Source organism: Fructilactobacillus florum 8D, from assembly GCF_000512295.1.
GTDB lineage: Bacteria > Bacillota > Bacilli > Lactobacillales > Lactobacillaceae > Fructilactobacillus > Fructilactobacillus florum.
The window spans coordinates 11,807-29,607 of record NZ_ALXG01000042.1; the positions used below are offsets into that span (position 1 = coordinate 11,807).

Annotated in this window: 18 protein-coding genes and 1 tRNA gene; 7 read left to right on the forward strand and 12 right to left on the reverse strand. The window is 40.9% G+C overall.

All coding sequences use genetic code 11. The features are described 5' to 3' along the window. Position 1: 1 nt before the first annotated feature. The 3 genes from B808_RS05110 to B808_RS05120 all read right to left on the reverse strand — a co-directional run bounded on the left by B808_RS05110 (position 2) and on the right by B808_RS05120 (position 3,585). Entirely contained in the window at positions 2-1,579 is a 1,578-nt protein-coding gene (locus B808_RS05110; RefSeq protein ID WP_009167370.1) for a peptide chain release factor 3, read from the reverse strand. Between the two features lie 63 nt (positions 1,580-1,642). Continuing rightward, a complete protein-coding gene (locus tag B808_RS05115) occupies positions 1,643-2,770 on the reverse strand; it encodes an AI-2E family transporter (RefSeq protein WP_009167369.1) in 1,128 nt (375 codons plus the stop codon). Positions 2,771-2,775: 5 nt separating this feature from the next. After that, a complete protein-coding gene (locus B808_RS05120) occupies positions 2,776-3,585 on the reverse strand; it encodes a regulatory protein RecX (protein ID WP_009167368.1) in 810 nt (269 codons plus the stop codon). Positions 3,586-3,666: 81 nt separating this feature from the next. Here B808_RS05120 and B808_RS05125 point away from each other — a divergent pair, with 81 nt between their 5' ends. Then, positions 3,667-4,122, forward strand: coding sequence for a flavodoxin (locus B808_RS05125; RefSeq protein ID WP_009167367.1), 456 nt, complete (start codon positions 3,667-3,669; stop codon positions 4,120-4,122). Here the strand turns inward: B808_RS05125 and B808_RS05130 are convergent. Further along, positions 4,119-5,024 carry a YihY/virulence factor BrkB family protein gene (locus B808_RS05130; RefSeq protein ID WP_009167366.1) on the reverse strand — a complete coding sequence of 302 codons (906 nt, stop codon included), beginning with the start codon at positions 5,022-5,024 and terminating at the stop codon, positions 4,119-4,121. The two genes, B808_RS05125 and B808_RS05130, sit on opposite strands and share 4 nt — an antisense overlap. Positions 5,025-5,150: 126 nt before the next feature. Here B808_RS05130 and B808_RS05135 point away from each other — a divergent pair, with 126 nt between their 5' ends. The 3 genes from B808_RS05135 to B808_RS05145 are packed head-to-tail and all read left to right on the forward strand — an operon-like array spanning position 5,151 to position 6,723. Continuing rightward, complete coding sequence (locus B808_RS05135) at positions 5,151-6,089, forward strand: glycosyltransferase family 2 protein (protein WP_035422337.1); 939 nt, start codon at positions 5,151-5,153, stop codon at positions 6,087-6,089. Continuing rightward, entirely contained in the window at positions 6,089-6,520 is a 432-nt protein-coding gene (locus tag B808_RS05140) for a GtrA family protein (RefSeq protein ID WP_009167364.1), read from the forward strand. The genes B808_RS05135 and B808_RS05140 overlap by 1 nt, the downstream gene beginning before the upstream one ends. Before the next feature lie 20 nt (positions 6,521-6,540). Then, positions 6,541-6,723 (forward strand): hypothetical protein, encoded by a 183-nt coding sequence (locus tag B808_RS05145; protein ID WP_009167363.1) that lies wholly within the window; start codon positions 6,541-6,543, stop codon positions 6,721-6,723. A gap of 235 nt (positions 6,724-6,958) precedes the next feature. Here the strand turns inward: B808_RS05145 and B808_RS05150 are convergent, their stop codons facing one another. The 3 genes from B808_RS05150 to B808_RS05160 form a co-directional block, all read right to left on the reverse strand. Further along, positions 6,959-7,660: an ABC transporter gene (locus B808_RS05150; RefSeq protein WP_009167362.1), complete on the reverse strand. Its 702-nt coding sequence runs from the start codon at positions 7,658-7,660 to the stop codon at positions 6,959-6,961. Position 7,661: 1 nt separating this feature from the next. Continuing rightward, positions 7,662-8,333 carry an ATP-binding cassette domain-containing protein gene (locus B808_RS05155; RefSeq protein WP_009167361.1) on the reverse strand — a complete coding sequence of 224 codons (672 nt, stop codon included), beginning with the start codon at positions 8,331-8,333 and terminating at the stop codon, positions 7,662-7,664. 496 nt (positions 8,334-8,829) lie between these two features. Then, the gene (locus tag B808_RS05160) at positions 8,830-10,188 is read right to left on the reverse strand and encodes a gluconate:H+ symporter (protein ID WP_009167360.1); all 1,359 of its coding nucleotides are present in this window, start codon (positions 10,186-10,188) and stop codon (positions 8,830-8,832) included. A gap of 136 nt (positions 10,189-10,324) precedes the next feature. Between B808_RS05160 and B808_RS05165 the strand changes: the two genes are divergently transcribed. Then, on the forward strand, positions 10,325-11,086 hold the full coding sequence (locus tag B808_RS05165) for a zinc ribbon domain-containing protein (RefSeq protein ID WP_035422339.1): 762 nt from the start codon (positions 10,325-10,327) through the stop codon (positions 11,084-11,086). Between the two features lie 91 nt (positions 11,087-11,177). On the opposite strand, the gene B808_RS06565 is transcribed toward B808_RS05165, so the two are convergent. The 5 genes from B808_RS06565 to B808_RS05185 form a co-directional block, all read right to left on the reverse strand. Beyond that, positions 11,178-11,345, reverse strand: a complete 168-nt coding sequence (locus B808_RS06565; protein ID WP_009167358.1) for a hypothetical protein — start codon at positions 11,343-11,345, stop codon at positions 11,178-11,180. A 100-nt stretch (positions 11,346-11,445) separates the two neighbouring features. Further along, a tRNA-Arg gene (locus tag B808_RS05170) sits at positions 11,446-11,518 on the reverse strand. Between the two features lie 52 nt (positions 11,519-11,570). Then, positions 11,571-12,797 carry a DEAD/DEAH box helicase gene (locus tag B808_RS05175; RefSeq protein WP_035422341.1) on the reverse strand — a complete coding sequence of 409 codons (1,227 nt, stop codon included), beginning with the start codon at positions 12,795-12,797 and terminating at the stop codon, positions 11,571-11,573. 17 nt (positions 12,798-12,814) lie between these two features. After that, on the reverse strand, positions 12,815-13,804 hold the full coding sequence (locus tag B808_RS05180; protein WP_035422342.1) for a Gfo/Idh/MocA family protein: 990 nt from the start codon (positions 13,802-13,804) through the stop codon (positions 12,815-12,817). A gap of 15 nt (positions 13,805-13,819) precedes the next feature. Then, complete coding sequence (locus tag B808_RS05185; RefSeq protein WP_035422343.1) at positions 13,820-14,593, reverse strand: GH25 family lysozyme; 774 nt, start codon at positions 14,591-14,593, stop codon at positions 13,820-13,822. 156 nt (positions 14,594-14,749) lie between these two features. Here B808_RS05185 and gntK point away from each other — a divergent pair, with 156 nt between their 5' ends. Next, on the forward strand, positions 14,750-16,306 hold the full coding sequence (gene gntK, locus B808_RS05190) for a gluconokinase (RefSeq protein ID WP_035422345.1): 1,557 nt from the start codon (positions 14,750-14,752) through the stop codon (positions 16,304-16,306). A gap of 334 nt (positions 16,307-16,640) precedes the next feature. After that, a partial coding sequence (locus B808_RS05195) for an Ig-like domain-containing protein (RefSeq protein WP_035422347.1) occupies positions 16,641-17,801 on the forward strand: 1,161 nt, incomplete at its 3' end.

Sequence of the window (17,801 nt, forward strand, 5' to 3'; positions counted from 1 at the left end):
CCTATAATTTAGAGGTCAGTTGGACATCGGGATACTTATCCTGAAACCAGCGTTCCGCAAATTTGTTTTCAAACAGAAATAAGGGTGCTCCGTTACGATCCTTTACTAAAATATTACGTGCTGAAGACATTTTTTCATCCAACTGTTCTGGATCAATCCACCGAGCAGTTTTGTGTCCTAAGGGTTCTAGCAAAACATCGGAGTTATATTCGTTTTTCATTCTAAATTTAAAAACTTCGAATTGCAATTGACCAACCGCACCTAGAATGTACTGATTAGTCAGATACGTAGTATACAGTTGAATCGCCCCTTCTTGAACTAGTTGTTGAATTCCCTTATGAAATGACTTTTGCTTCATAACATTTTTAGGAGAAACGCGCATGAACAATTCGGGGGTAAACTGTGGCAATTTGGGGTAGGCTAGCGCTGCTTTGCCAGTATGAATCGTATCACCAATCTGAAAATTACCAGTATCGTAAAGTCCAATGATGTCACCAGCAACTGCTGATTCAACATTTTCTCGTGTATTCGCCATAAATTCCGTGACGTTCGATAGGCGCACTGATTTTTCGGTTCGACTCAAGGTTACATCCATTCCCTTAACAAATTCCCCTGAGCAAATCCGAGCAAAGGCAATCCGATCTCGATGATGCGGATTCATGTTCGCTTGAATCTTAAAAATAAAAGCAGAAAACTGCTCAGCAGTTGGTTCTATCTCCGTTGCAGTCGTCGTCTGGTGGGGGCCAGGAGCCGGCGCCATTTCCAAATAGGCATCCAAAAACGTTTGAACCCCAAAATTAACCAGGGCCGAGCCAAAGAAAACCGGGGTTTGTTGCCCCTGAGCAATCTTTTGTGCATCAAATTGATTCCCTGCCTCAGAAATTAAATCCATCTCTTCTTTTGCTTCTTGATAAATCTCATCCGAGGCTAATTCGTCATCATTTTCTAGCTGACCGTCGGGGGTCAACTTTTTAAAAACCCGACCGGCGGTTGCCGGTTGAAAAACTTCAACGCGGTGATTATAACGATCATACAGGCCACGAAAAATTCGACCGGAGCCGATTGGCCAATTCATCGGATAGGCTTCAATCCCTAAAACTTCTTCTAGTTGCGCAACTAATTCCATGGGAGCGCGACTATCTCGATCCAATTTATTCATAAACGTAAAAATCGGAATGCCCCGCATTTTACAAATCTGAAATAGTTTCTTCGTCTGCGGTTCAATCCCCTTTGCAGCGTCAATCACCATGACTGCAGAATCAACTGCCATTAACGTTCGATAAGTATCTTCAGAAAAATCCTCGTGACCTGGGGTATCGAGAATGTTAATACGCTTATCATCGTAGTCAAACTGCATCACCGAACTAGTCACCGAAATTCCACGTTTTTGTTCGATTTCCATCCAATCAGACTTAGCAAAGTTGCCACTTTTTCGCGCTTTCACCGTCCCAGCTTCTCTTACAATGCCACCAAACAGCAACAATTGTTCGGTAATCGTGGTTTTCCCGGCATCGGGGTGCGAAATAATTGCAAACGTTCGTCGTTTCGCAACTGCCGCTTGTAATCCATGCTTATTCATCTTTTCCTCCTAATGCTGATGTACTGTTTAAAAAAATCCGGCTAAGCCCGGATTTTTAGTTTATTAATTATCAAGGGGCTTTTGATCGTGCTGCACTAACCATAAATTATAGCCAAATTCCACGACAACCTTCACAATTGCATAGATTGGAATTGCCAAGATCATCCCCAACAATCCGGCAATGTTACCCGCTGCTAACAAGATGATAATGATGGTTAGCGGATGAATTTTAAGCGTTTTCCCAATCACGTTCGGATAAACAAGATTCCCGTCGACTTGCTGCACAATAATTACTATCACAATCGTCCAAACCGCTTGCATCGGACTAACCGTAATCGCCACTAGTAGGGCCGGAACAATCCCCAAATATGGTCCAACATAAGGAACTAAGTTACAAAAACCTGCAAAAACTCCGAGCAACAAGGCATACTTCTGACCGATTAATAAGTAACCAATCGAGGTAAAGGTGCCGACAAAGAGGCATTCAATCACTTGCCCCCCAATATAGTGTGATAACGTCTGGTTCATTTTTTTCAACAACATTTCGGAAGTTTTTCGATGTTCCTTGGACAGTGTTGGAAAAAGATGTTCAATACTTGGCAACAACTTGTCACCATCTTTTAACATGTAAAAAAGAATGATGGGAGCCGTAATCAAGGTGATAACCACGCTCGCTGCCATCGAAATAATGCTTCCCGTACTCTTCGAGAGATTATTCAAAAAGCCACGCAGATACCCAGTGTAAGATGACTGAACTTTTGAAACAATTGGATCCCAATCGATCCGGCTCAAAAAGCCATGTTTACTTAATTTAGCCAGTGATGCTTCTTGATGAGCCGCAAACTTAGGCATATTGGCAGCCATATTGGCTACTTGGGAAACTAGCCGTGGAATAAACGACATCAATATAAAAATTACTAATAAAGTCAGCACAACAAAGATGATCGTGGTACCCCAGGTGCGATTAATGTGCTTAGTCTTAGAAATTTTAATCTTCATTAGCATGGTCAATACCGGGTTCAACATATAATACAAAAAGCCGGCAATCAGTAACGGAACAAAGATAGTCGAAATAAAGATGCCAATCGGCGAAAATAAAAAGCTAATTTTAGTACATAAATAAACAATCGCAATCACTAACAACAGCTCAACGGTCCAAAACATCAGCCGTGAGCTTCTTAAATCCTTCATATAACCTAATCCTCCAACTGCTCTAGATAAGTCTCAATCTCATCAAAGGCGAATCCCCGACGGAGGAGTGCCTGTTTTATTTTTTGCTGCTGATCAAAGCCGACCAAATGTCGATAACGGTGCCGTAATTTGGTGGTTTCTTTGACTAACAGTTCCTGTTCTCGCTCAGCATTACTAGCTTTTGGTAGACTAGCTACGGCATCACTAGCCGTTGAATAGGAAAAGCCCCGCCGCACTAGTCCCATCTTGACTTTTTCAATGCTCTTATTATAGGGGTAGTTTTGATAGTGGTCAAATAGCTTGTGAGCTAGCCGTTTCGCAATGGTTTGTTCAACTGTTGCTGGATAGATTGCTGTCAAAGCAGTTGTTCGCAGTTCAAAGGGAATCCCTTTGTGGTCTAAATACCGGTCAGCTGCCAGCGGTCCCTTTTCCTGCATGGCAACAACCTGCTGTAAGTAACTAACCGTATAGGTCTTGTCATTAAGCAAGTCCAACGAACGTAAGTCTGCTACCACTGTTTCAATCGAATCCTCATCATCGGTTAAGGTCTGCAATTTCGTCTGTAATTCGGCCACCGTTCGGGGACGATAAGCAATAAAATCAAGCGCCTTGGCACGCAATTTAGCCACCTGATCAGCCGCTTGAATATCACTAATCTGATGAGCTGTTAACTCGGTTCCCTTCGCCAGTTGATATTTAATGAGGACGGCTTCGCTAACTGGAAATGCATACTGATCATCTAAATAAATGTTATAGCGTCCTGGTCGCTTTTGTGTAGTAATCTTACTAATTTTTTTGACTACATTTTGTCGCACGGTTTCAGCTCCTTTAGAATTAACAAGTTTTAAGCAATCTGCTATACTTGCAGGAGATAGCTAGCAAAGGATGGTTGATTAATGCCGAAAGCACATGTAATTTTTGCCACCATTACCGGTAATAACGAAGACATTGCCGATATTGTAACGGAAGCGCTTGAAGATCTTGGTCTCACGGTACTAGAAACAGAAATCTCACAAACCGATGTCGCCGAACTCCAAGCCGCAGATCTAATTGTAATTTGTCCCTACACCTATGACGAAGGTCACTTACCTGAAGAAGGTCTCGACTTTTATGATGATTTAGCTACTGCTGACTTAAGTTCCAAAGTTTTTGGGGTCGCCGGTTCTGGGGATGTTTTTTACCAAGAATTCTATAATACCGCCGTTGATAAATTTACGATGGCACTAAAAAACACTGGTGCTACCCAAGGGGCAGCGAGCGTTAAGATTAACTTAGATCCCGACGAAGCTGATATCAAGACCCTGGATGACTTTGCCAACCAGCTGGTAGATACCCTCAAAAATCAGAACTAAGACTTCTCAGACGGAAGTCTTTTTTTGATGATTTTAGGAATTCCGGTTTGCTTTTGCCCAAGGTGTCCCTCAAAGAACTCCTCAACACTGGCGTTGATAACTGCCCCAAATAGAAGCACCAACCCAGTAAAATAAAACCATAAAATCACCACCATGAAGGTTCCAATCGTCTTATTGGCCGTAATCCCACGAAAGAAATAACTAATCAGTAAGGAAAATCCTTGTGACAATAACGTCAACCCCAGCAAAGCTAAGATAGCTCCCGGAACTGCGTAACGTAACTTAATTTTAAGACTTGGAACGAAGTAATATAACATGACCAAAATGACAAAAGAAAGCCCAATAATAAATGGGATTCGCGCATCCTCCAGCCAAGAAATCAGTGTCGGAGAAACATGAAAGATTTTTTTAGTTATAACTAGTAGATTTTGACCAAAACCCATCAAAATCATCAGGACAAATAAAAAGACCACCAACAAAATCATCCAGACAAATGACATTAATCGATTCATGAATGCACTTTGCTTTTCTACTCCATAAATACGATTAACTGCCCGCTGAAAAGCGGCCATCGAACTACTCGATGACCAGATTACTAACACAATCCCAATCGAAAGACTCCCCCCAGCATTCCCACTAAAAGCATTATTAAACACTGGGCGTAATACATCGTAGATTGAACTAGGAACGATCGGACGTAATACGGAAAAGACCCGTTGCGGATCTGTATTTGTAAATTTAATGGCACTCCCAATAATGATTAGGATGGGAAACAAGGACAATAGCACATAATATGCAAATACAATCGCTGAATCAGAAACGTTGCCCATGGCAAACCGTTTTACGCACAATTTTACAAACCGAACTAATTCGGTCCAATGAGACCGTTTTTGGATTGGCATCGTCTTTCTTCCTTTCCATTGTTGTTCTTATCATACCACTTGCCTTTTTTGGTTGACCGCTAAATTATGTTAAAATGAAACAATCACAGGTTCAGTTAAAAACTGAATTCTTTTAGGAGGACTAATTTGGAAACCATCACCTTGATCGTCCCCTGCTATAACGAGCAGGAATCAATAAACTTATTTTATCAAACTGTCGAAAAAGTTTTTGCCAAGTTGAATGCTACAACCACCAAATATGAAGCAGATTACTTATTCGTTAACGATGGTTCATCTGACAAAACTGAGCAAATCTTGCAAGAACTACACCAGCAACATTCAGCAACTGTTCATTATATTTCTTTCTCCAGAAATTTTGGCAAAGAAGCCGCTATTGCCGCTGGTTTTCGCAATGCTGGCGGTGATTATGTTGCTTTGATGGATGTTGACCTGCAGGATCCGCCAGAACTACTCAGTCAGATGTTAGAAATTATTAATACCGGCGAATATGACTGTGTTGGTTGCGTGCAAACCAGTCGTAAACAAAACCCCATCAGAGCCTTTCTATCATCATCATTCTATAAGGTCATCGATAAGTTATCGGACGTCAAAATTAAACAGAACGTACGTGATTACCGATTAATGACGCGGCGTTATGTCGATGCAGTCAACCAACTCACCGAATACAATCGCTTTTCTAAAGGAATTTTTAGTTGGGTTGGCTTTCAAACTAAATATATTGAATATCCTGGTCAACCCCGAGCAGCAGGCGAAAGCCATTGGTCACTTTGGCAGTTAATTAACTATTCAATCGAAGGTATCATCGATTTCTCAGATGCCCCCCTTCGAATTGCTACCATTATTGGTGGTATCTCCTGTGTTTTAGCAGTCATCGGGATTATTTTTGTTATCGTGCGGGCGATTTGCTTTGGAGGAGCCGTTGCCGGTTGGCCATCACTGGTCTCTATCATCTTGTTAATTGGCGGAATTCAACTATTTTGTCTAGGGATTCTTGGTCAATATATTGGCAAAATCTATCTTGAAACTAAGCACCGGCCACAATATTTAATTAAGGAGCAGCAATAATGACTAAACTGCTCGCCCTCTACCACAAGCACCGTGATGTGCTTCCATATTTATTTTGGGGCGTCGCCGCTACGGTTTTTAATATCGTTGTTTTTTCACTCTTGCGACAATTTACCCCGCTTAATTATGCTATTAACTATACGATCGATTGGGTCTTGACGGTCTTGTTCGCCTTTTACACCAATAAGTACTTTGTCTTCCACGCCGAACACCATTCCCACCGCGAATTTTGGCACCAACTCATCACCTTTTTTGGTGGACGATTCGTAACCTTCTTGATTGGGATTGCGATTTTAGCGACCGGAATCCAGCTACTCGGCTTCCAATCTGGATTCGGTCAGGACATGGTAAACATTTTTCAAAACATTGTGGTAATCATCGTGAACTATTTCTGGTCTGTGATGATCTCGTTTCGCAATCAATCTTCATAAATTACTGGTGGAGGAATTCAATGTCAGCATTCATCAATTTCCTATTTAATTTACTGCGGATTATCTTATTGGCAATTGGCGTCTTCTTCATGATTGTATTTAGTTTCCTAGCGTGGCTTTGGTATAAAATTTTTCATGAACAGCGTACCCAGCCATTCGGTGGAAAGAACACTACCTCAGAAGGTCGCCGTCGCGTCAATTAACCCCGTTTATTAAGTCAAAAGGGAGCCGCTAGCTTGGTTATAATACCAGGTTAGCGGCTCCCTTTTTAAGTCTTCATCATAACGATCAACACTTAATTATAAGTAAAAAGACAATTCACCTCGAAAAAAAGGGGGAATAAAGTTATAATACTGAACAAATCGACAAAATCTTCCAAATCTGCAATTCTCTTAACTGACATTTTAACGGTTAAATTTTTTGTCACTTAAAAAGCTTTTAATCACGACCATTTGGAATAAGAAAATACAATGGCAGGATATCAACCACAATTGTAACAAAAAACAATAATACATCATTTACGTTAATATTAGCGTTACTTGCTATGTCTTGTACCAAATTATTATAGTAGTATCCCGGAAAAATTTTCTGCACCTTGCTAATAATATGAATAAATTTATTTGATCCCATCTGTGAAAATGGAACAATTGTCATTGCTGCAACAACAATAATTGGAAAGCTGATCGTATCAAGAATTTTAGAATCTAAACGTGTTCCCATAACGAAACCAATGGCACTGAAGTATAGTCCCATAATCATAAGAAATAAAAATTGTTCCAATAAATAGATATCTAATTTCAAACCAAAAGCCAGAACTGCTGCTAAAAGTACAACCATAAAAATTAATAAATTTAAAATTAATTGAACTACCACTTGATCAAAAAAATATTTCTTCAATGAATATTTTGAAATCCGAGATTGAAAAAAATAGAATTGAGAATTGGACGATATTCTTTTACTAAAAGTTGCTAGACTATTACCAATAATTCCAATAAATACAGCAATTCCCAGCATTGTAATGGGCTGTAAATCATGTTGAAGATTATACAGTAAGAAGTACCACATAACCGGAATAAACATTGTAAACATCAGGAAACGTTTGTTTCTCAATACCTGCTTTATTTGAATTAACTTTATCATCTTACTTTCCTCCTCGAACCGTCTGACGGTAGTATTCTTCAACCCTTATACCAGCTTTGTGAATCTCTTCGACGGTTATATCAGAAGTCATCACACCTTTATCTAAAATCAATACTCGGTCAAAAAAATTGTCAATTTGATTGAAATCATGAGTAATGACAACGGCAGTAAATTTACTTGTTTTCATTAATTTCCAAAAATTATCAACTGCATTGAGATCCATACCAGTTGTTGGTTCATCTAAAAAGACCATCTCTGGATTGTTTAAGATACTCAATAACAAAGAAAGTCTCCTTTTTTGCCCACCAGAAAGAGAATCAACAAAATTTTTAGAAACATCCTCTAATCCAATTTCTTTAAGTAATTGCTGCGTATCACCCTTTTTCACACCACACATATTCAACTTCAGGGAAATAATCTCTTTGACCGTTAGATCATCAATTAAAATGTCATCCTGTGGCATAATTCCAACTTGAGTATTAAAATCCAAGTTAGTTTCAATACAACCATCATCAGGGGTAATCTCGCCCGAAATTAATTTAATTAATGTGGATTTCCCTGCCCCATTACTTCCCAATAATGCGATATTATCGTTTTTTTTGATATTAAATGAAACACCTTTTAAAATTCGTTTTTTATTGAAACTTTTCTGAACATTTCTAACTTCTAACATTTTTAAACACTTCTTTCTGATTTGCCACAACATGGTTAATCATTATATTTACCTGCAATAAAAATCATAATTTTAAAAACATTTACTCATTGAATTTTGCAATTCATATCGACTGAAAATTCTATGATGTAACCTTTTGAGCTTAATCTAATCCATTCTTTCAAATATAATATTTTAAACACGTAGCTGCAACTATTATTTTAAGCAATTAAATATTAATGGTTTTCAATAATCTTAATTAGGCAATTTATTTTATGTACTCTAAGGAAAGTTAATTGCCCCATCAGCAACTGGACTGTAAGTAATACCAGTATTTTCTGCTTATCTTACGATTCCAACTATCTTAAGAAATATAATAGCTTCATGTCTCGTTTCAAATGAATCCTTGTTAGTTGCAAAAAAGCACCTTCGATAATCAATTATCGAAGGTGCTTTTTTTAAACTGTTCAATACTATAACTTTAGTTACGTAAAAACTGTCTTTTTTAACGTTTAAATTAGCCGACAAACATGTTTAAAATCAAAACAACAATCAATCCAGTTACCGAAATAACTGTTTCCAAAGTGGTCCAGATTCCTAAGGTTTGTTTGAGATCTAAATCAAAGTATTCTTTAAACATCCAGAAACCAGCATCATTAACATGTGAAGCAGCAAGCGAGCCAGCTCCAATTGCCAATGCCATCATCACCGGACTCACATTGAGAGTATGCATCAGTGGTGTAACTATTCCAGCAGCGGTAATCCCAGCAACCGTAGCAGACCCCAATGAAACTCGGAGTACAACAGCAACTAGCCAACCTAGAATAATTGGTGATAATGATGAATGCATCATCAGCTGTTTAACAGCATCACCAACCCCACCGTCTAGAAGGACTTGTTTAAAGGCCCCACCACCACCAATTACCAATAACAACATGGCAATTGATTTCACGGAAGTTACAATACTGCTGGAAATATCTGTCATCGTTTTTCCACGATGAAAACCCATCGACCAGATGGCAAACAACAGCGCCACTACCATAGCAATCATGGGATTACCTAGCATAGTAATGATTGCATCAAATCCTTGCGGTTTAGCAACTGCTTTCCCACCGTGAGCAACCAACTGATAAATCGTGTTGATAGCCATGAAAATGGCAGGCAATAACGAAGTTAGTGCTGATAAGCCAAAACTTGGAGTTTCGTCAAGATTGTACTCTTTTATTTCACCAAAGGCAGGCAAACTTTTTTTCACTACAAATGAATCTGGAAAGAAGCGCCGAATAACTCTAGTCCACAACGGACCAGCAATAATCACACATGGAATAGCTACAATGATCCCAAAGAGCAAAACTTCACCAATATTTGCATTTAAGGCCGTTGCCACCGCCGTTGGAGCTGGTTGTGGTGGTAGAAATCCCTGTGTAGCCGAGAGGGCAGCTGCCATTGGAATCCCTAGGTAGAGAAACGGAACATCTGCTTCTAAAGCAACTGCAAACACGATCGGTGTCAACAATACCATTCCGACCTCAAAGAATAGAGACATCCCAATAATAAAGGATGCAACCACGATTGCCAGCTGCAAACGTTGCTTTCCAAACTTTTGGATCAGTGTCTCAGCAATCCGATACGAACCTCCTGCATCAGAAACTAAGCGTCCAATCATGGCTCCAAAACCAAAGACCACCGCTAGTTCCCCAAGGGTGTTCCCAATCCCAGTCTTGATCGCTTCAGCAATCGAAGCTGGATTCATGCCCAGACCGAGGGCTACTAAAATTGCGACCACGATTAGGGACACGAATGTATTTAATTTCAATTTAATTATTAAGAAAAGCAATAAAGCAATTCCTAAAATCAAAACAACAAATGGCATCATTCGTCTTTCTCCTTTTTTAATTTCTCGAAACTTTACTAATCAAGTATAGATGTATTCGCTTACATTGTCTACTATAAAATTTTGAATTTCTGCATATGTTAGAATAAGAGCATGCAATCAAAGGAGGATTTCCACTATGAGCAATAACAAATATTGTATTAACTGTGGCAAGTTAATTCCGGCTAATTCGGAATTTTGTCCCTATTGTTCAACGAAACAACCAGCATTAGCTCCAACGAGGGTCAGCGAGCATGCTGCTAGCAAACGCTATTGTCCCGCCTGTGGTCATAGTATTCCACAGTACGTCAAATTCTGTCCCCACTGTGGTGCCGAACAACCAACTAACAGCCAAACTGCTGGCAACACTAATCCCAGTGCCGCTGCCAAAATGGGGGCTCAACCAAAAGCTAAGCGCCCGCGACCCCAGCGGCGCTCACATTTCTGGCGAAACTTTATCATTATCGTAGTAATCCTATTACTGGGGATGATTGCGTACTTTTCCTACCAAAACTTAGTGGCTCAGCGCTATAATTCTGGACCAAAGGCAGCTCAGGGGGTCGAGAAAGTGATCATCAAACTTGAGCAACCTAAGAATCAAAACGGTAACTCTAATTCTACAGACAATAATGGGCAATCAGGAACCAATGTCAAATGGAATCCTAGCAGTCAAAATATTGACGTGACGGTACCAAATAGTTCTCCGATCACCAAAAGTGTTGATGCTAACTCACCGGCCGTTTGGAACGGAGTGGTCAGTGGGCTTCAAGGTGTGTCTAAAGTCATCAGTACTGGTTCTTCGAATGATGACTACTCGAACATCAAAGTTGTCCGCACCAGTGACAATCGCCTACTGCTCCAAGTCGACAAAGGGCAAGTCCTTTACAACATTCGTAAATAATCTCCTAACTAAAAACCAATCCGCGAGGTACCACCTCTGGATTGGTTTTTTTAGTTCAATAAATGATTGCTATCGGTGTTAATGCTCGTCATCATTTGAATTTATTAATCAAAAAAATCATCAGTAAGACCCCGACCAAAAAAACAATCAGTAAGCATAGGTAAAGGATAATTAACGTTAAAATGAGCGGTAAAATAAATAATTTACTAATAACGAATCCCAAAATAAACACCAAAATTGCCGACAAGATAATCGACATAAAATGTTACCTCCTACGATTTTTTCTAATTGATATTAGCTAGCTATTCATTAATCAGCACGACCGTGCCTGCCACATGTTACAGCTGCTAAGCTAAATATGACCCCACTCAGACTCGAACTGAGATCGACCGCTTAGGAGGCGGTTGCCCTATCCAGTTGTGCTATGGGGCCAGCAAACTGTTTCCTATTTTCTCATGAAAACAGTAGCCCGTAAAGTTCAGAATCACCTGCGAGGACGACCCTTGTTTTTACGGTCTCGTTGTCGGTGCTTTTTATGCGTTGGCTTGTGCTTGACCGAAACTTCCTGATTAAGCTGATTGACTGGTGGCTTAACTGGTTGCGGTCGCTCTGTCACCAGTTGTTTTTCATAATACGTCATGGTCACTGGCTCATATCCGACTGGTCGAATCAACTTTTTTAAATCCCGCAAATCATGGTCATCTCCAAAATTCAAAACTAATCCAGGTTCTCCCATCCGACCAGTCCGTCCAACTCGATGAACATAAGTGGTCGCTGACCGAGGAAGATCATAATTAATCACTGCTGGGAGTTTGGAGATGTCTAAGCCCCGCGCTGCTACATCGGTGGTTAATAAGAAACGTACCTGTCCCTTGCGAAAACCCGTCAAAGCACGCTCGCGTTGTAATTTGTTTTCGGCACCACTAAGTTTCGCCACCGGGACCTGACTCTGGTGGTTAAAATAATTATAAGCTCGATTGAGCGTCTCACTCTGATTAAAGAAAATCAACGCTTTAAAGTTGGAAATTCCAGCTAGGCGTTGCAAAACACCATTGCGGTTAGCTCGTGCAACGCGAAACAACCCATGGCGAACGGGACCTCGGGTTTGGTCTTGAGCTCTTACATCGATGACGGTCGCGGGCTTCCCCATCACCGGTTCAAGTTCGTGCAGAATGGGGCTATCAGTTGCTGAAAAGTAGGCCACCTGAACCTTCCGTGGTAAGGCAGCTAAGATCTGCTGAACCTTAGCCAAACTATCATCTTGTAACAAATCATCAGCCTCATCAATCACTAAGGTATCCATTGCCGTTGCTTTGAGTTTTCGCTCCGTCAGCAAACTTAACACCCGCCCTGGCGTACCAATTACCACCTCAGGGCGACGCTTTAACTGTTCCTGCTGGCGTTTGACATTAGCTCCGCCGATTAGTGGCAAAATCTTGGCTTGAAACGGCCGCGCCCAAGTACGGGCAACCTCAGTTACCTGGATGGCTAATTCCTGTGACGGTTCCAAAATAATTGCTTGAGTGCCCGCTCCTGCTAAGACATTGGCTAAAATTGGCATTAAAAAGGCTAGGGTTTTCCCCGATCCTGTCGGAGATAAGCCAACCACATCACCTTCTCCGTTAATCATTGGTTCATACATCGCCGTTTGGATCGCAGTGGGCTGTTGATATCCTGCTGCTGCAAACTGCTGTTCGAATTGTTCTAACAAAAATCGTTCCTCCATAATTATTGGGGATAACTAATCCCCGCACTTGCTGCTAACCGGTCTAATACCTGATTGACCTGTTTCATCAGTTGGCGCTCCCGATTTCCACGTTCCTTAGCGATTCGCGTGTTCGGCTGCTCCAATAAGGCAGCAAAATCAGTCATTTCTGGAATCATCGGGTTATCACGATAAGCGGGACTCAACTGTTGCTGTTCCTTACCAGTAAAGTAGTCCGCTTGGGTAAATTCACCAGCATTATCAATGGTAATTAGTTGTCGGCCACCATAAATTTCAGAAGCCTGATTAGAAAAACTAATTTTACTAAAATTTAAGATAACCGTAAACCCATCATATTCTAAACGAGCAGTTCCCTTACCATCGACCCCGGTTTTGATCCAAGTCGGATAATAAAATTGCTGCTGAGGAACTCCAAACAATGCGACTGCGTCATAGATTGGGTAAATGCCTAAATCAGTTAGTACTCCACCGCCAAACTTACGATTGAAGACATTTGGTAGCTCGCCAGCAAGCACCTGATCATAACGCGATGAATATTGACTAAAATTGAATTCCGCTCCCTCAACGTGATCCCACGTCGCCAACTGTTGCTCGACGGCTTTAAAAGCTGGCATATGAACGTTCCGGGCGGCTTCTAACACCTGCAGATCTGGTTGCCGTGCCTGTTCATCAAGAATCATCTGTAACTGGTACGGTGATAACACCGCCGGTTTTTCAACAATCACATTTTTGTGATGCCGCAACGCTTGCAAAATCTGCTGAAAGTGGAGACTATTCGGTGAAGCAATATAAACCGTATCGACCTGCTCATCGTTGAAAAAATCAGTTAAATTGGTATACGAACGCTGTCCAGCATGATCATGCGCAAATTGTGCTGCTGTGGCACTGTGACGTGAATATACAGCCTGCAGACGATATGCTCCGATCGTTGTTGCTGCCTCCAACATTCGCTCCGTAATCCAGTTAGTCCCAATCGTTCCCAAATTAATCATCACTGAACCCCTCCCTTATTCAACCTGAGGTAATTTTTGTGCATAGTGCTTCCATTGTAACTTATTTCCCAAAAAAGCGGTCATCCGATAGCCACTGGCAGCCCCGTCAGGATAGTATTGTTGGTCATCCGGAAGCGTGACGAAGTGGGCTGGATGACTTGATTTGCCAAGTTCTCCACAAAATTCAGTGTGCGCAATTCCCCGCAGCGCACGATAATTTTCCGCCTCAGTTTGAATTATAACCGGTCGCTGGTATCGGTGAAATAAATCTTGCGTAAGTTGCTCCACCCGACGCCGTAGTTCTTGGCGATTAACGTTAGCTGCAGTGTAATTATCATAGTAAGCAATGTTAATCATCAGTGGTAATGAACCCCGTTTTTTTCCAATCGTTTTAATTAAATTTTGTTCCTGATCCCGAATCTTTGCCGTAAATGAGTATTGATGATAAACACCGATCTGCATTCCCGAACCAAGGCTGCGCTCATAATTATTGCTAAAATCATCGTCCGTCAATGTGCCCCCCTGAGTTGCCCGCAAATACACATATTTAACACCATGGCGTGCAGCCTGATTAAAGTCAACGTACGCTGACGTCTGATCAAGTTCCAAACCACGAACCGGATATTTTTGTAGAAGTGCCTGTCTGACTTCTCGTTGGTGCACCATGCGCCAACCGACTAGTCCGACCAACATGATCCCAACCGCTAGCAGCAGCCCAAGAACCGTCCAATATTTTTGGCGCTGACGCTGCCACTGACGATTTCTCATGATTCTTGTTTCCGTTACCATTTTATGCCTCATCTAATCTTTAAAATTTCCTTTATCTTAGCACGATTATTTTGCTCCTGCTTGAAGTCCCACGCGCTTTTCAATATAATGAAAGCGTTACAACAACTTGCTCGTTGAGTTGTCCAGCATAAAATTAGCTAATTAAGGGGAAATATTATGGACTACGTAATTGGCGTTGACATTGGTACCACGAGTGTTAAGACCGTTTTATACGATGATGAAGGCGCGGTTAAGGGCTATTCTAATGATTTGTATGACCTATACCAGGACACGGCTGACATGGCTGAAGAGGATCCAGAAGAAATTTTTAGTGCCATGATTCAGGGATTACAAAAAGTCTTAGAAAAAGCTGACTTGCAGCAAGGTACGCTTAAAGGGATTTCTTATTCGTGTGCCATGCACAGTTTGATTTGTTTAGATGAAGATCACAAACCACTGACGCGCGCCATTACTTGGGCAGATAATCGAGCCGTAAGCTATGCTGATGAGCTCAAGAAAAATGGAATTGGAATGGAGTTATACAAAAAAACTGGGGTTCCAACCCACCCAATGACTCCGCTCACCAAAATCATGTGGATTAAAAATGAACATCCCGAGATTTTCAAAAAGACCCGCTGGTTCGTTGGTATCAAGGAATACATTAACTATAAGTTATTTGGAGTTCTCAAAGAAGACTACTCGATCGCAAATGCTACTGCACTCTTTAACATCTTTACCATGGACTGGGACGATCAGGCACTAGAAGTTGCTGGCATCAGTCGGGAGCAATTGCCAGAACTAGTTGACACTGATTATCAACTAACTGGTATGAACGATCACTATGCCAACATGATTGGGATTGATAAACAAACTCCCTTTATCATCGGAGCTTCTGATGGTCCACTGGCTAACCTCGGAGTCAACGCAATCAAACCTGGAGTAATTGCCGTTACCATCGGAACCTCGGGGGCCGTGCGAGTGGTTACTGATAAGCCCAAAATTGATCCTAAGGGACGTGTTTTTTGTTACTACTTGTCTAAAAACATGTGGGTTGTAGGCGGACCAGTCAACAACGGTGGCATTGTCTTTCGTTGGGTTCGTGACCAACTCTGTGCACCAGAGAAAGTTACTGCTGAACAAATGCATGTCGATGCCTACGATTTGTTGACCAAGATGGCAGCCGAGATTCCTGCTGGTTCGAACGGTCTCATTTTCCTTCCCTTCTTAGGTGGGGAACGAGCTCCCATTTGGGATGCTGATGCCCGTGGAACTTTCTTTGGTTTAACAAGACAACACACACGGGCTCATATGATTAGAGCTGCCTTAGAAGGAATTGTTTACAATTTATATACAGTGGCACTAGCTCTTGAAGAGGTCGTTGGCGAACCAACTAGTATTCAGGCGACGGGTGGATTTGCTCGTTCGGAATTATGGCGTCAGATGTTAGCTGACATCTTTGAGCATGATGTTAATATTCCAGAAAGCTTTGAAGGAACGGCGCTTGGAGCAGCCACCTTGGGGATGTACAGTTTGGGAATGATTGATAGCTTGTATGACGTCCACAAATTTGTTGGCGTTACGAATAAACATCATCCTAATCAGGAAAATTACGAAGCTTATCGCCAATTAGTTCCAATTTACATTCGATTAAGTCGTTATCTACAGCCAGAATATAAAAACATTGCTACTTATCAGCGAGAACAAGAAGCAGATGAACTCAATCAAAATAAATAACAACAAAAAAAGACCTTGAGAGGTCTTTTTTTTATACTTTGATAAGTGAATTAAAAAAATTTATTTACTAATTTATTTAAGTAACTGAAATAACCAGAATTCAGTTGCTTTTATTATTGCATAATTACTAGACACATGTATCGAAATTCGATTATAATTGTAATGTTTGTTGCACGAAAAACACATGCTTGGTTTTGACACAATGTTGTAGCCATGCTATTTTAGCTTGGTTAGTTAAACTTGTAACCTTTCAAAAAATATTATTTTCAAGATATATTGAAAGTTTACATTCCTTTGGTAATAACAATATTAATTAATTAGGAGAGTGCTTGATATGCTAAAAAAACCATTCACCCCCAAAATAATTTATCCTACGGGTAAATTATTACTGACCACCACCATGATTTCTATAGGAATTGGGCTGGTCAACAATACAACGGTTTCTGCCGATACAAAGAGCCCAAATTACGTAAAAACTGCTTCAGATCCACAGACAACTGATAAATCCGAAATTCAAGCCTTATCAAGACATTTTGATTTTGATTCAATGTTCTCAGTGACAAGTCAGTTCAGTCGTTATTTGGGGAAAAACGATCCCATGAATCCTGATAGCTATCGAACGACTCAATTATTTGGAGGATCTGCTGACGTTAGCTTGAAATATCAGATAAATAAGGATGAGGGTACCGTGACAGTTACGGACTGCCAAATAAAATGGACTCCTAATATTGCATTATCAAACCGTGCAAATCCAGCTACTAAAGAATCTTATTTTGGTTTGTATTTCCAAGTCCCCTACCCTAAAAAATATAGTGATATCGATTTCTCAGCTGGTCTGTCTGACCGAGAGAGTTACATCTCTAGGAACAAATTTTTCAATATGACAAAAAATCCCGATTTACAGGCAATTTCTGTTATGTATCGAGATGTTTCCCAAAATTATAATAATTATCAGTATATGGAAAACCATGATTGGGTTCCATATACAGTCCCCATTACTGATGGGAAAGCTGATTTATTAAGACCTGCCATGCGCACAAATAGCTTTTCAGATTCAGGTTCAAATTCGGGAGATGTTTATTATACCCAAGCAAATGATATGAAGGACATTATCATTACTTTAGCAAAACAAATCACCGTCGATCCGGCAAAGCAAGGAGACGAAAAGATTACTGGTAAAGGAGATGAGGGTGCCCAACTTACAGTAACCGATGGGGCTGGAAATGAAATTGGTACTGGAAGTATCAATAACGATGGAACTTACTCAGTTAGCACAAAGCGCCCTCTAAAAGGAGGCGAGGTTATCACTGTTCAAGCTAAGAATCCTGATGGTAGTACAGATGCCGCTCATGTGACTGTTAGCGGTGAAGCACCCAAAGCAGCTGATGTGACCGTTAACTACGTTGATACCGACGGTCATCCACTCACTAAGGCCGAAACGCTCACCGGAAATTATGACGACCCTTACACAACTACTAAAAAAGACATCAAGGGC